The organism is Massilia sp. CT11-108, from assembly GCF_047302915.1.
Taxonomy (GTDB): domain Bacteria; phylum Pseudomonadota; class Gammaproteobacteria; order Burkholderiales; family Burkholderiaceae_D; genus Telluria; species Telluria orientalis.
Map to the genome: position 1 here is coordinate 1 of NZ_JBKYMO010000102.1, position 14,282 is coordinate 14,282.

The window sequence follows — 14,282 nt, forward strand, 5'->3', positions numbered from 1 at the left end:
GCGAATCCGGCGTTCCCGAATGGCCCGCGGCCAGCTTCGCGCTGCTCGCGTATGCCAGTTCCTGGCTCAAGTGCCACGAGCCCGCCGCGTTCCTGTGCCATCCCCCGCAGCATGTGCAGGCCGAGGCGCACGGCGGGCTGGCCGCGTGCATGATCGTCGAGGTCTTCCAGCGTGGACTCCCAGCTGCTGATCGTGATGTCGACGGGACGCACCTCGATGCCGTGCCGGCGCGCGTCCTGCACGAGCTGCGACGGGCTGTAGAAGCCCATCGGCTGGCTGTTCAGCAGCGCGCACAGGAACGCGGCGGGCTCGTGGCACTTGAGCCAGGAACTGGCATACGCGAGCAGCGCGAAGCTGGCCGCGTGCGATTCGGGAAAGCCGTATTCGCCGAAGCCCTGGATCTGGCTGAAGATCTGCTCCGCGAACGACTGCTCGTAGCCTTTCGCGAGCATGCCGCCGACGATGCGCTGGTAGTATTTCTCGAGCCCGCCCTTGCGCTTCCACGCGGCCATCGCGCGGCGCAGCTGGTCCGCCTCGCCCGGCGTGAAGCCGGCCGCGAGGATCGCCACCTGCATCACCTGCTCCTGGAAGATCGGCACGCCCAGCGTCCGTTCCAGCGCCACCTTCATGTCCGGGCTCGGATACTTGACCGGCTCCTTCTGCTCGCGCCGCTGCAAATACGGATGCACCATGCCGCCCTGGATCGGGCCGGGACGCACGATCGCGACCTGGATCACGAGGTCGTAGAACGTCTTCGGCTTCATCCGCGGCAGCATGCTCATTTGCGCGCGCGATTCGATCTGGAAGACGCCGACCGTGTCCGCGCGGCGGATCATCGCGTACGTGGCCGGATCGTCGTGCGGAATGTCCTGCATCTCGAACGTCGTGCCATGGCGCAGGCCGACCAGTTCCAGTCCGCGGCGCAGCATCGACAGCATGCCGAGCGCCAACACGTCGACCTTCATGAGGCCCAGTTCCTCGAGATCGTCCTTGTCCCACTGGATCACGCTGCGGTCTTCCATCGTCGCGTTCTCGATGGGGACGAGGCGCGACAACTGCCCGCGCGCCATCACGAACCCGCCCGGGTGCTGCGACAGGTGGCGCGGAAAACCGAGCAGGCGCTGCGCCAGCGACGCCCATTGCTGCGACAGCGGCGATTCCGGATCGAGCCCGCTCTCGGCCAGGCGGTTCAGCAAATCGGCCTTGCCGTCGAACCAGTGGTGGTGCTTGCACACCTTGTCGACGATGGCGAGGTCCACGCCGAGCGCGCGGCCGCTGTCGCGCAGCGCGCTTTTCGGGCGGTAGCTGATGACGACGGCCGCCAGTGCCGCGCGCGTGCGCCCGTACTTCCGGTAGATGTACTGGATGACTTCCTCGCGGCGCTGGTGCTCGAAGTCGACGTCGATGTCGGGCGGTTCGTTGCGCTCCCTGGAGATGAAGCGCTCGAACAGCAGGTTGCCCCGCGCCGGATCGACTTCCGTGATGCCCAGGCAGTAGCACACGGCGGAATTGGCCGCCGAGCCGCGGCCCTGGCACAGGATGTGTTGCGAGCGCGCGTAGCGCACGATGTCGTACACGGTGAGGAAGTAGTGCTCGTAGCGCATCTCGGCGATCAGCGCGAGCTCGTATTCGATCTGCGCCTGGACCTTCGCCGGGATGCCTTCCGTGAAGCGCCTGTGCGCGCCGATCCAGGTCTGCTCGCGCAGGTAGCTCGCGGCCGTGTGGCCGGGCGGGACCACCTCGTCCGGGTACTCGTAGCGCAGCTCGTCCAGCGAGAACGTGCACAGGCGCGCGATGCGCACCGTCTCGTCCAGCGCCGCGCGCGGATAGATGTTCGCGAGGCGCACACGCGAGCGCAGGTGCTGCTCCGCGTTCGGCGCCAGCTGGTAGCCGCACTGCGCCACGGGCTTGCCGGCGCGGATGGCCATCATCGTGTCCTGCAGCGGTTTGCGCGAACGGACGTGCATCGTCACATGGCCGCACGCGACGATGCGCATGCCGTGCTGCCACGCCACTTCCTCGATGGTGGCGCGGTGCGCGTCGTCGAACGCGCGGTGCAGCAGAGTCAGGCCGAGCCACGCGCGGCCGGGAAAGGTCTGCGCCAGCCAAGCGGCCTGATGGTGCAGGCGGTCGACGTCTTCCGAAGGTTGGGCAAATGAGTGGCCCGAATACGCGGGCAGCAGGATCGCCAGGCAGCCCGGCATGCCGCGCAGGTGCTCGAGGCCTTCGGGCGGCGCATCGAAATCGGACGGATGCAGCCGGTACGTGCCCTTCTCGCTGCGCGTGCGGCCCAGCGTGATCATCTCGGACAGGTTGCCGTAGCCGTTGCGGTTTTGCGCCAGCAATAACAGGGACAACGCGCGGCTGCCGTCCTCCGGATGCTGCAGATGAAAATGCGCGCCGACGATGAACGGCAGCTTGGCCCGCTTCGCTTCCGCATGCGCGCGCACGACCCCGGCCAGCGAGCACTCGTCCGCCAGCGCCAGCGCCGTGTAGCCCAGTTGCACGGCGCGGTCCACCAGTTCTTCCGCATGCGACGCGCCTTGCAGGAACGAAAAGTTCGACAGGCAAAACAGTTCCGCATACGCCGGTAGCCCTGCCGCCGCGCCGAGGTGGGGATCGTGCGTGGGTGGACTCAGGCGGGTCGGCGGAAGATTTGGCATGGCATTTCAGGCAAAATGGTGTATTATGAAATACTGTATATAAACACAGTATATCCGACGAACCCGACCTTGCCAAATATGCACATCCATTCTTTGCGCTGCTTCAGTTCCCGTCCAGGTACCGGGAACCCGGCCCTCGTCATCGAGGACAAAGAACAAGACCCGGATGCACGCCAGGCCCTCGCCCGCGCGCGCGACACGACCTGCGTCTTCATCGACGTGGGGAGCGACGGTGCGTTGTCCGTCGATTACTACTATCCGCACAAGCGCAGCCCGCTGTGTCTCCACGCGACGCTGGCGGTGGCGGCCGTGCTGTTCGCGCGCGATCCGCACGCGGGCGCCATCGCCGTACGCACGGCGGTCGAAGGACAACATCTGGAACTGGTGCGGGGCGGCGAGGAATATTTCGTGCGATTGTCCGCGCAGCCGGTGGCGGCGCGGGACGTGACCGCCGACGTGGCGGCCGAACTGCTGGGCGTACCGGCGGCGTCGCTGGGCACGCCGCCGCGCGTGGCGTCGGTCGGCAGTCCCAAGCTGCTCGTCAAGGTGGCGGATACGGACGCTTTATATGGCCTCGCGCCCGACCTCGCACGCATCGCCGCGTGGGGCAAGGAAGCGGGCATCAACGGCATCTATGCCTGGTGCCGCCGGGACGACGGCACGTTCGAGGGCCGCAACTTCAACCACCTCGACCCGCGGCTGGAAGACAGCGCGACGGGCGTCGCGGCCGGTGCGCTGACGGCATTGCTCGGCCTGGGCATCCGGCTGCGCCAGGGCCGCGCGACGGGCGGCGATTGCCTGATCCGCACGCGCAAGGAAGGTGCCGCCATTCTCGTCGGCGGCGCGGTCGAAACCATTTGATTCGCAGGCGTTGTACCCCCCAACCCACTCATCAAGGAGACCGAAATGGAACGGAACGTCGTAGGCTGGTTCGAAATCTATGTGGACGACATGAAGCGCGCCCGCGCTTTCTATGAAGCCGTGTTCGAAACAAAACTGGACAACCTCGCGCCGGAAGGAAGCGAAGCGCCGGGCGGCCTGGAGATGTGGGCCTTCACCGGCGACCCGCATGCCGGCGGCGCAGCCGGATCGATCGTCAAGATGGAAGGCTGCAAGGCCGGCGGCAACAGCACGATCGTCTATTTCAGCTGCGCCGACTGCGCCGTCGAGGCAGCGCGCGCCGCCGCGAACGGCGGGCGCATCTTCAAGGACAAGTTCTCGATCGGGCAGTACGGCCACATCGCCCTCGTCGAAGATACCGAGGGCAACATCATCGGATTACACTCGATGAACTGAAGTCAATAAATTAATTCAAGCCTGGGGCGCCATCCAGGCCAGTTCCCAGATATGGCCATCGAGGTCTTCGAACCCGTGGCCATACATGAAGCCGTGGTCCTGCGGCGGGCGCGGTGCGCGTCCGCCGGCAGCAACGGCTTTCGCCACCAGCGCATCCACTTCCTCGCGGCTCTCGCAGCTCAGGCAGACGAGGACTTCCGTCGCTTCCTTCGCCTGCACGAGGGGCTTGTCGACGAACGTCTTGAAGAACGGTTCCGTGAGCAGCATCGCGTAGATGCTGCCGTCCGCGATCACCATGCAGGCACCGCTCTCGTTGGTGAACTGAGGATTGAAGGTATAGCCCAGCGCCTCGAAGAACGCCTTGGATTTGTCCAGGTCCTTGACGGCCAGGTTGACGAAGATCTGCTTGTTCATGATGCCTCCTAGTGTTGGGTGAAAGTGGATGCCACATGCCTACGACGAACGGGACATCACGAAATCGACAACGTCGTTAAAAAATTTTTTAACACCGGGGTCAGCCGGCCAGGAAGCCGCTCAGCTTCGCCAGGTCGATGTTGCCGCCGCTGACGAGAATCCCGACCTTCTTGCCGCGCAACTCATCCTGCATGCGCCGCGCCGCCGCGAACCCGAGGCAGCCGGTCGGCTCCACGACGATCTTCATGCGCTCGGCAAAGAAGCGCATGCATTGCACCAGTTCGTCGTCGGTGGCCGTCAGGATGTCGTCGACATCGCGCCGGATGATCGGGAACGTGAGGTTCCCCAGGTGCTGGGTCTGGGCGCCATCGGCAATGGTCTGCGGGGTGTCGATGTGCACGATCGCGCCCGAGCGGAACGATTGCTGGCCGTCGTTGCCCGCCTCCGGTTCCACACCGTACAGGCGGCATGACGGCGACAAGGCACGCGTGGCCAGCGCGGAGCCGGACAGCAACCCGCCGCCGCCCAGGCAAACGAAGAACGCATCCAGCGGCCCGACTTCCTCGAACAACTCCTTCGCGGCCGTACCCTGCCCCGCGATGACGTCCGGGTGATCGTACGGCGGGATCAGCGTGAGGCCGTGCTTCTGCGCGAGGTCGCGGCCGATCTGTTCGCGGTCCTCCGTGTAGCGGTCGTACATCACGACGTTGCCGCCGTAGCCGCGCGTGGCGGCGACCTTGGCGGCGGGAGCGTCCCGCGGCATCACGATCGTGGCGGGGATGCCGAGCAGCTTCGCGGACAGCGCGATGGCCTGCGCGTGGTTCCCCGACGAGAACGCGACGACGCCGGCGCGGCGCTGCTCGGGCGAGAACTTCATCAGGGCATTGCAGGCGCCGCGGAATTTAAAAGCGCCCATGCGCTGCATGTTCTCGCACTTGAAAAAGACCTGGGCGCCGAAGGCCTCGTCGACGGTACGCGACGTCAGCACCGGGGTGCGGTTGGCGACGCCGGCAATGCGGGATGCGGCCTGGACGACGTCATCGTAAGTAGGGAGCGGAATCGAGCTCATCCTGTTTTCCTTTTGGGCTGTTGGATGGCAGGCATTCTACTCAGCCCGGAATGGACGCGTCGAGGAGCGCGTATAACGCCTGCAAATCGAGCGGTTTGACGAGGTGATGGTCGAAGCCGGCGGCCAGCGAACGCCGGCGGTCGCTGGCCTGGCCGTAGCCCGTCATGGCGACGAACAGCGCACTGGCCGTGGCCGGCCAAACGAAAAATCATACTGTGGCCTGGCATTTTTCACTCGCAATTCGCGTTGACAGTAGAAAATGTTGGCGTCTAGACTCAGTTAATGTTTATTAATTGTGACGGAATATTTGGTTAATCCGGGTATCGGACGCCGAACGCTCCCGAACGGCGGAGGATCTTTCGCGGAGCAGAGGCGGACAGCACTCGCTTTCTGACGAAGCAGGTAGCTGCGGCGTGGTCGTGCGGCCACAAAGGTCTTGAATATATAAAAAACATTTGCGTTCTATAAACGTCGCGCCAGTCCGAGGGCAGTTTCGACACCCATACCTGGCGCCGTCCGCCGGCCCCGGACATTGAACCATTAATCTTGTATCTGGTAGGAGACATCATGGGAATTCAAAACAAACGACTCATCGTCCTGGCGATCATCGCAAGCCTCGCGGCAGGCTGCGGCGGCGGTTCGAGCGGTTCGAGCGGTTCGAGCGGTTCGAGCGGCACGGGCAGCACCGGCAGTACCGGCAGTACCGGCGGCACGGGTGGCACCGGCGGCACGACCGACCCGGGCAGCACGAGCCCAGGCACGGACGCCAGCGGCGCGGCCGCCACGTGGACGAGCGTGAAGTGGGGCGGCGGCGGCTACGTCACGGGCCTGATCTATCACCCGACGTCCGCGCACGTGCTGTATGCCCGCACCGACATCGGCGGCGCCTACCGCTGGGACGACACGTCGAAGTCGTGGACGCCGATCACGGACGGCCTCGGCTTCAGCGGTACCGAGAGCCGGTTCCACGGCATCGAAAGCATCGCCCTCGATCCGAACAACGACCAGCTCGTCTACATGATGACGGGCATGTACACGTTCGAAGGCAATGGCCGTATCTATATCTCGAGCGACCGCGGCAACACGTGGACGCACTATGACGTGCCGTTCGCGATGGGCGGCAATAACGGCGGCCGCCCGCTCGGCGAACGCCTGATGGTCGATCCGAACAAGCCGTCGACGCTGTTCTTCGGCTCGCGCGTGGCCGGCCTGTGGAAGAGCACGGATTCCGGCAAGACCTGGGCCCAGGTCACGTCGCTGTCGTCCGTCACGATGACGTCGGCCCAGGTCAAGGACGGCGGCATCGAGACGGTCGTGTTCGATACGAGCACCAAGGGCACCGGCACGGCCACGCAGACCATCTACGTGGCCATCGCGCCCGACTACGTCGCCGCGGCCGGGCTGACCTCGAACCTGTACAAATCCACCGACGGCGGCGCGTCGTGGGCGCCGGTCGCGACGCCGGTCTCCGGCTTCATTCCGCATATGGTGCGCGGCGTCGACGGCACGATCTATGTGCCGTTCACCCAGGGCAGCGGCCCAGGGATCGGCGGGCCGAGCAAGCTGTACAAATTCAACGGCACCAGGTTCGATCTGCTCAACAGCGTCGACTACGGCGGCTACGGCGGCCTGTCCGTCTACGGCAGCGGCGCGAATGCGCGCATCGTGCTGGGCGTCGCGAACACCTGGGGTTTCGGCCAGGTCGTCCAGTTGTCGGTCGACGGCGGTGCCAACTGGAAGGAAATCGAACTGGGCAAGCCGGGCGGCAGCGGCGGCGGCTGGGTGGACGACATCGAGATCGATCCGAGCAACCCCGACCACATCTCGCACGTCCATGGCGGAGGTATCCTCGAAACGCTGAACGCCTCGACGGCCACGCCGACCTGGGGCGACGCCGTCACCAATCTCGAGGAGACCGCGACCAATGCGCTCGTCACCCCGCCGGCCGGCGCGACGTACAAGTTCGTCAACAGCGCGGGCGACATCGGCACCTGGACCCAGACGGACCTCGCGACGAAACCTACCAGGGGCCCGACGCCAAACTGGAGCAGCGGCAACGCGGCCGACGTGGCATGGTCCGATCCGCAATACATCGCCGGTTCGGGCGTCGCAAACTGGCTTGATGCCAAGGGCTTCGGCTTCTGGTCCGGCGACGGCGGCGCGACGTGGGCGAACTTCGCGACCCTGCCCGCTGGAGCCAAGGACAATACGGGTGGCTCCACGACCCTGGTGGTCACGTCGCGCAACAACGTGATCTGGGCGCCGGCCAATTCCGTGCCGTCGTACACCACGAACAACGGCGCGAGCTGGACCGCAACTAACCTGCCGCCGCTGCCGAGCGTGGCCAACGGCTGGGATCGCGGCTACCGCCTGGCCGCAGACCGCAAGAACGCGAGCAAGGTCTACGCCTATGACTCGGGCGGCGCAACGTGGGGCACCGCCGGCAAGGTCTACGTCTCGACCGATGGCGGCCATACCTTCACGCTGAGCGCGGGCTCGACGGCGGCGCAACTGGCGCCGAACGCATGGTGGACCACGTCGATGGTGGTAAACCCGAACGCCGAGGGCGACCTCTGGCTGACGGACGGTAACGCCGTGTACCATTCGACGGACTCCGCGGCGACCTGGACGAAGCTGAGCGGCTTCGCGACGGTGGCGGGCAGCGGCACGACGGGGCAATCCCCGGCTGCCAGTGCCATCGCCCTGGGCAAGGCCAAGGCCGGCGCGTCGTACTCGGCCGCGGTCTACGTCGTGGGTACGAGGAGCGGCGTGTGGGGCGTGTGGCGCTCCGACGACGGCGGCGCCACCTGGTCGCGCTTCAACGACGACGCCCACCAGTTCGGCGGCATCGGAGCGATCGCGGGCGACTGGAATACCTACGGCCGCATCTACTTCAGCGGAACCGGCCGTGGCCTGATCTACACCAACTAAGGTCGGCCAGGTATCAAGGGGCAGCTTCGCGCAATGCCAGTCAGTCAAGCTGACTGGCATTTTTCATTGAGTATTTGGAAGTGATACGACGCTGTAATGGTCATTCCACGTCGGCCATCGGCCCCCGCCTTTCGACAATCACTCATCATTTCCAGCACCCGCCATGAATTCCCGATATGGATGAGCTTGTTGCGGTTATGAGACGTCCAATGGTTGCCTTCATGGAAATTCATTAATATGCAATTTTTCCCTGGAGCCCACCCCTTGAAACTTACAACGATCCGCCAGTCCGTCCTGCTGGGCCTGTACGGCAGCGCGGCACTGGCTTTCGCGCCGGCCGCCTTCGCACAAAATGCCACCGCGCCCGCCGCTTCCGACGCCAATATCCAGAGCGTCAACATCGTCGGCTCGCGCCGCGTCGGCAACACGTCGTCCACCGATACCCCGGTTCCCGTCGACTACATCCCGCTGACGAAGGCCGCCGAGCAGAGCGGACAGTTCGACCTGGCCCAGACCCTGGCCAACATCTCGCCGTCGTTCAACTCGACGCGCCAGACCGGTGCCGACGGCGCCGACCTGGTCGACTCCGCCGCCCTGCGCGGCCTCGGCTCCGACCAGACCCTCGTGCTCGTGAACGGCAAGCGCCGCCACACGACGGCCCTCGTGAACCTGTTCGGCGCGCGCAACCGCGGCAACACGGGCACGGACATGAACGCGATCCCCGTCCTCGCCATCAAGAACGTGCAGGTGCTGCGCGACGGCGCCGCCGCACAATACGGCTCGGACGCCATCGCCGGCGTCATCAACGTCGAGCTGCGCAAGGACCTGGGCTGCGAAGCGGTTGCCGGTTTCGGCGAATATTCCAGGCACGACGGCAAGAACTGGCTGGCCTCCGCGTACTGCGGCGTGGCCGTCGCGGACGGCGTGCTGGGCATCACCGGCGAATACTACGACCGCGGCCGCTCCAACCGCTCCGACCCGGGCAGCCTGCGCATCATCGGCGACACCAAGTCGAAGAACGAGACCGTCTACCTGAACGGCGAATTCCCGGTCGGCCCGGGCAAGCTGTACCTGACGGCCGGCGCCCAGACGCGCGATGCGTCGTCGGCGGCATGGGCGCGCGGCGGCATCGGTTCGGACGACATCCCGTCGCGCAACTCGGCCGCCATGTACCCGGGCGGCTTCGTCCCGTTCATCAACGGCGACATCGACGACCGCTACGGCATCATCGGCTACCGCACCCGCATCGGCGACTGGGCCAGCGATTTCTCGCAAACCTATGGCTACAACCGCATGCGCTACGACATCGCGCACACCCTGAACGCGTCGATCGCGAACCTGGACCTGATCAACGGCGGCAAGGGCATCAGCCCGTCGCAGTTCGACGCCGGCGGCTTCTCGTTCCGCCAGCTGACGACCAACGCCGACTTCAGCCGCTTCTATGACGACATCCTCGGCGGCCTGAACGCCGCGTTCGGCTTCGAATACCGCAAGGAGAACTACCAGATCTTCGCGGGCGAGCCGGGTTCGTACAACGACGTCGACGGCCTGGGCTTCGGCGGCAATGCCGGCAGCCAGGGCTTCCCGGGCTTCCAGCCGGGCGACGCCACCAACCGCGACCGTCACAGCTCCGCCGCCTACCTCGACTTCGAGGCCGACATCGCCCCGCGCACCAAGCTGCAGGCCGCCGTGCGCCACGAGCGCTACTCGGACTTCGGCTCGACGACGACCGGCAAGGTGGCCGGCGCCTTCAAGGCGACGGACGACCTGTTGCTGCGCGCCTCGGCCAGCACGGGCTTCCGCGCACCGTCTCTTCAACAGGTCTATTTCTCGTCGACCTTCACCGACTTCGTCGCCGGCGTGCCGATGGACGTCGTGCTCGCGCCGAACGGCGGCAAGGTCGCCAACGCGGCCGGCATCCCGAAGCTGCATGAAGAGAAATCGAAGAGCTACACGCTGGGCGCGACGTGGACGCCGACGAAAGCCATTTCCGTCACGGCCGACCTGTACCACATCCAGATCGACAACCGCATCGTGCTGTCGGGCCGCTTCGACGCCGACAACTACCCCGCCCTGGGCGCCATCCTGCAGAACCTGGGCGTGGGCCAGGCGCAGTTCTTCGTGAACTCCGTCGACACCCGCACGCGCGGCCTGGACCTGACCGCGTCGCACCGCACGAACCTGGGCGCCGGCAAGCTGGCCACGTATCTCGCCATGAACTTCAGCAAGACCGAAGTGACGGGCGTGCATGCACCGGCCGCGCTGGCCGGCTACGAAGACGTGCTGCTGTCCGAACGCGAGCGCCTGTTCATCGAACAGGGCGGCCCGCGCCGCAAGGCCACGCTGGACTTCGACTACACGCTGGGCCAACTGGAATCGGACTTCCGCATCATCCACTACGGTCCGCAGACGCTGGGCACGTTCTCCGGTCCGCCGGTGCCGAACCAGTACTACAAGGCCAAGACGTCGGCCGACCTCGCGTTCACGTGGTCATTCACCGAGAAGACCAAGCTGACCGTCGGCGGCACCAATATCTTCAATGTGCATCCGACGCAGCAGAATCCGGATGAGACGGATAATGGCTTCAAGTATGAGAGTGTGCAGTTCGGCCTGAACGGCGCCGCCTACTTCGCGCGTCTGTCGCACAAGTTCTAAAAACGTAGGCGCATCTGAAATACCGTCCCCCCCGCCTGCGCGGGGAGGACGTTGACGGCTACGTTTCCGAGCCGAACTGAACGCATCCTGACGGCATCTACCGTCATCGCACGCCAATGCGAACATCGCGTTCGACCAACCTGTGTTATGTTTTATCGCTGATGCATACCAGGCTGTCGACGGATCGATATGAGCTTCCCCAACGAAACCGTGGTTCCCGACAAGGTTGCGGTCGGCCCGATAGAACCGCCCCTGCTGTCGCTCGTCGTGCCGTTCTACAACGAGCAGGAGATGATCCCGCATTTCTTCAGCGGCGTGATCCCGGAACTCGAACGCATTCCGAACATCCGCTTCGAGATCCTGTGCGTAAATGACGGCAGCCGCGACCGCACGCTCGACTCCCTCATCGCGTATGCCCACGCGGATGCCCGTGTGCGCGTCGTCGATCTCACGCGCAATTTCGGCAAAGAGGCGGCACTGACGGCCGCCATCTTCGAAGCGCGCGGCGACCTCATCGTCCCGTTCGATGCGGATCTGCAAGACCCGCCCGACGTCATCGGCAGGCTGGTCGAAAAATGGCGCGAGGGTTACGACGTCGTGCTGGCCAAGCGGGCCGACCGCGAGTCCGATTCGCTGCTGAAGAAATGGACCGCGCAATTTTTCTACCGCATCCACAACGACATGGCCGACCTGCCAATCCCGGAAAACGTCGGCGACTTCCGCCTGTTCACCCGTAACGTCGCCAACGCGTTGAAGACGCTGCCGGAATCGTGCCGCTTCATGAAGGGCCTGTTCGCGTGGGTCGGCTTCAAGACGGCCGTCGTCGAATACAAGCGTGCGCCGCGCGCGGCGGGCAAGACCAAGTTTTCCGGCTGGAAGCTGTGGAATTTTGCGCTGGAAGGCATCACCAGCTTTTCGACCTTGCCGCTGCGCATCTGGACCTACCTCGGCGTCAGCGTGGCGATCTTCGCGTTGACGCGCGCGTTCTGGCTCGTCATCCGCACGATGTTGTACGGCGTCGACGTGCCGGGGTATGCGTCGCTGGCGACGGCGATCCTGCTGCTCGGCGGCATCCAGCTGATCGGCATCGGCGTGCTCGGCGAATACGTGGGCCGCATCTACCTCGAATCGAAGGGACGGCCCGTGTACCTCGTGCGCAAGCGCTACGAAAAGGCGATGGCCCATGCCTGAACGCGGCGGCGTGGGCCGCTTCCTGACCTATGCAGCCGTCGGCCTGGCGGGGATGTCCGGGCATTACGCCTTCCTGTTCACGGCTGTCTCGCTCGGCGTGCTCGCGCCCGTGCCGGCGTCCGTCATCGGCGCGCTCATCGGCGCCGTCATCAATTTCGTGATGAACGCCGTCGTCACGTTCCGCCGCCATGCGCATTCGCATTTGGCCTGGCGTACGGCCGCACGCTTCTTCGCGACGGCCGGCATGGCAGCGGCCCTCAACGGTGCCGCGATGGCCGTGCTGGTGAACGGCGTGCGCCTCGACTATCGCCTGGCCCAGGTCCTCGTGACGGGCATCCTGGTGTGCGTCACCTATGTCGTCAATTCGCTATGGACATTTCAAGCCAGCAAGGCCCGCTGACGCCCCTGTCGACCGCCGCGCCGCGCGGGCGCGACATCCCGCAGGCCCGCTTCTGGACATTGGCCCTGCTCGTGACAGGCCTCGCCCTGCTGCTGCGCCTGCCCACGCTGGCCAGCCGCTCGCTATGGCTGGACGAGACGTACAGCGCGTGGTTCGCCGCCGTCCCGCTGCGCGAACTGTGGACGAGCGTCCCGCTGTACGAGACGCATCCCCCGTTCTACTACACCCTGCTCAAGGGCTGGACCGCGCTGTTCGGCAGGCACGAGGCGGCAATGCGCAGCCTGTCCGTCCTCGCCAGCGTGCTCACGGTGTTCGCGCTGCCCGCCGGCGCGCGCTGGGCACGAATCGGTGCGAAGGCGGAGCGTGTCACGCTGCTGGCCGCCCTGTTCCTCGCCATGAACGCCGCGAGCATCCAGTATGCGCAACAGGCCAGGCCGTACGCGCTCCAGGCGCTGGCCGGATCGCTGGCCGTGTTCTTTGCGGGCATGCTCGTGCTGTCCTTCGTGCGACCAGATTCCCGCCGGTGGTGCTGGATCACCGGGCTCGCCGTCAGCGCCGGCCTGACGATGTGGCTGCACAACACCGGCGTGTTCGCCGCGCTGGGCCTGTGGACGGGGATGACGGTCGCGCTGCTGGCAAGCACGCCCGGCCCGCGCCGACCGCAGATCCTGGCCGTGGCTGCAGCCGGCATCGGCGCACTGCTCGTGTGGTCGCCGTTCATCCCGATGCTCGTCAAACAGAACGCGGCGATGGCGCACCTGTCGTACTGGATCCGCTTTACGCCGCGTAACGTCACCGCTGCCTGGACCGTGATCAGCGGCGGCCAGGTGCTGCACTATCCCGTCGCGCTGCTCGTGCTGCTGGGCTTTGCCTGGCTGTGGCAGCGGGCGCGCGCCCATTTCTGGCTGTTCGCGTGCGTGCTCGTGCTGCCGATCCTCGCGCTCGCCGGCTACAGCTATGTCGTGAAGCCGGTGTTCCTGTCGCGATTGTTCCTGTGGCTCGGGCCGTTGGGAATGGTGTTGACGGCGCTGGGCGTCGTCCGGCTGCCGTCGCGCTGGCGCCTGCCCGCGACCGCCGTCGTGCTGGCGCTGTCCGCATATGCGGTGGCGGGTTTTTATCGCTCGCACACGGAAGACTGGCGCGGGATGCTGGCGCAGGTGGCGCGCGACAGCCGGCCGGGCGACGTCGTGCTCGCGTTTCCGAACGAGGTGCAGATGCCCGTCACCTACTACATGAAGTCGGGGCCGGCCGTCGCCTATCTGCCGGGCCCTTTCCCCGCGCTGCACCTGGCGCGCACCTACACGGGCAATTCCGGCGCGCCGAACATCGCGCCTGAAGACGTCGCGCGGATCCGGGCGCTGACGGCCGGACATCCGCGCGTGTGGCTGATCGAGCGGCTGGCGAAGCTGTACGATCCGGACGGGATCGTGATGAAGGAACTCGCCAGTCGCTACCGGCTGGTGAAGACCATCGAAGGCAACGGGGCGAACATCCGGCTGTACGAAGCCGTCACACCGGGAACGTGACGGCGGCTTCGAGCCCGCCCAGCCGCTTCGATTCGCCCAGCGCCAGCGTCGCGCCATGCCGCTCCGCGATCGACTTGATGATGGCAAGACCGAGCCCGCTGCCCTTCGCGTCGCTGCCCGGCACGCGATAGAAGCGG

At 65.8% G+C, this 14,282-nt stretch carries 11 protein-coding genes and 1 pseudogene; 7 read left to right on the plus strand and 5 right to left on the minus strand.

Features of this window, described 5'->3' with window-relative positions; all coding sequences use genetic code 11:
• The coding region (locus tag ACEN88_RS10985; RefSeq protein ID WP_413339544.1) for an error-prone DNA polymerase at positions 1-2,663 on the minus strand (2,663 nt) is incomplete at its 3' end.
• 78 nt (positions 2,664-2,741) lie between these two features.
• Between ACEN88_RS10985 and ACEN88_RS10990 the strand changes: the two genes are divergently transcribed.
• Positions 2,742-3,524: a PhzF family phenazine biosynthesis protein gene (locus ACEN88_RS10990; protein ID WP_413339545.1), complete on the plus strand. Its 783-nt coding sequence runs from the start codon at positions 2,742-2,744 to the stop codon at positions 3,522-3,524.
• Between the two features lie 45 nt (positions 3,525-3,569).
• Positions 3,570-3,959, plus strand: a complete 390-nt coding sequence (locus ACEN88_RS10995; RefSeq protein WP_413339546.1) for a VOC family protein — start codon at positions 3,570-3,572, stop codon at positions 3,957-3,959.
• Positions 3,960-3,974: 15 nt separating this feature from the next.
• On the opposite strand, the gene ACEN88_RS11000 is transcribed toward ACEN88_RS10995, so the two are convergent.
• From ACEN88_RS11000 to ACEN88_RS11010, 3 genes are all read right to left on the minus strand, one after another.
• Positions 3,975-4,373, minus strand: a complete 399-nt coding sequence (locus tag ACEN88_RS11000) for a VOC family protein (RefSeq protein WP_176936259.1) — start codon at positions 4,371-4,373, stop codon at positions 3,975-3,977.
• Between the two features lie 100 nt (positions 4,374-4,473).
• Positions 4,474-5,442 (minus strand): threo-3-hydroxy-L-aspartate ammonia-lyase, encoded by a 969-nt coding sequence (locus ACEN88_RS11005; RefSeq protein ID WP_413339547.1) that lies wholly within the window; start codon positions 5,440-5,442, stop codon positions 4,474-4,476.
• 40 nt (positions 5,443-5,482) lie between these two features.
• Positions 5,483-5,608: a hypothetical protein gene (locus ACEN88_RS11010; RefSeq protein ID WP_413339548.1), complete on the minus strand. Its 126-nt coding sequence runs from the start codon at positions 5,606-5,608 to the stop codon at positions 5,483-5,485.
• A 401-nt stretch (positions 5,609-6,009) separates the two neighbouring features.
• On the opposite strand from ACEN88_RS11010, the gene ACEN88_RS11015 reads away from it, so the two are divergent.
• The 5 genes from ACEN88_RS11015 (at position 6,010) to ACEN88_RS11035 (ending at position 14,145) form a co-directional block, all read left to right on the plus strand.
• Complete coding sequence (locus ACEN88_RS11015) at positions 6,010-8,373, plus strand: VPS10 domain-containing protein (protein WP_413339550.1); 2,364 nt, start codon at positions 6,010-6,012, stop codon at positions 8,371-8,373.
• A 237-nt stretch (positions 8,374-8,610) separates the two neighbouring features.
• Entirely contained in the window at positions 8,611-11,028 is a 2,418-nt protein-coding gene (locus tag ACEN88_RS11020) for a TonB-dependent receptor plug domain-containing protein (protein ID WP_413339552.1), read from the plus strand.
• 189 nt (positions 11,029-11,217) lie between these two features.
• Complete coding sequence (locus ACEN88_RS11025) at positions 11,218-12,219, plus strand: glycosyltransferase family 2 protein (RefSeq protein ID WP_413339554.1); 1,002 nt, start codon at positions 11,218-11,220, stop codon at positions 12,217-12,219.
• Positions 12,212-12,619: a GtrA family protein gene (locus ACEN88_RS11030; protein ID WP_413339556.1), complete on the plus strand. Its 408-nt coding sequence runs from the start codon at positions 12,212-12,214 to the stop codon at positions 12,617-12,619. Before ACEN88_RS11025 ends, ACEN88_RS11030 begins: the two co-directional genes overlap by 8 nt.
• Positions 12,589-14,145 (plus strand): hypothetical protein, encoded by a 1,557-nt coding sequence (locus ACEN88_RS11035; protein ID WP_413339558.1) that lies wholly within the window; start codon positions 12,589-12,591, stop codon positions 14,143-14,145. Before ACEN88_RS11030 ends, ACEN88_RS11035 begins: the two co-directional genes overlap by 31 nt.
• Here ACEN88_RS11035 and ACEN88_RS11040 read toward each other — a convergent pair.
• Positions 14,129-14,282 (minus strand): annotated as a pseudogene (locus ACEN88_RS11040) (two-component sensor histidine kinase); the annotation flags it as partial. The gene ACEN88_RS11035 and the pseudogene ACEN88_RS11040 overlap by 17 nt on opposite strands.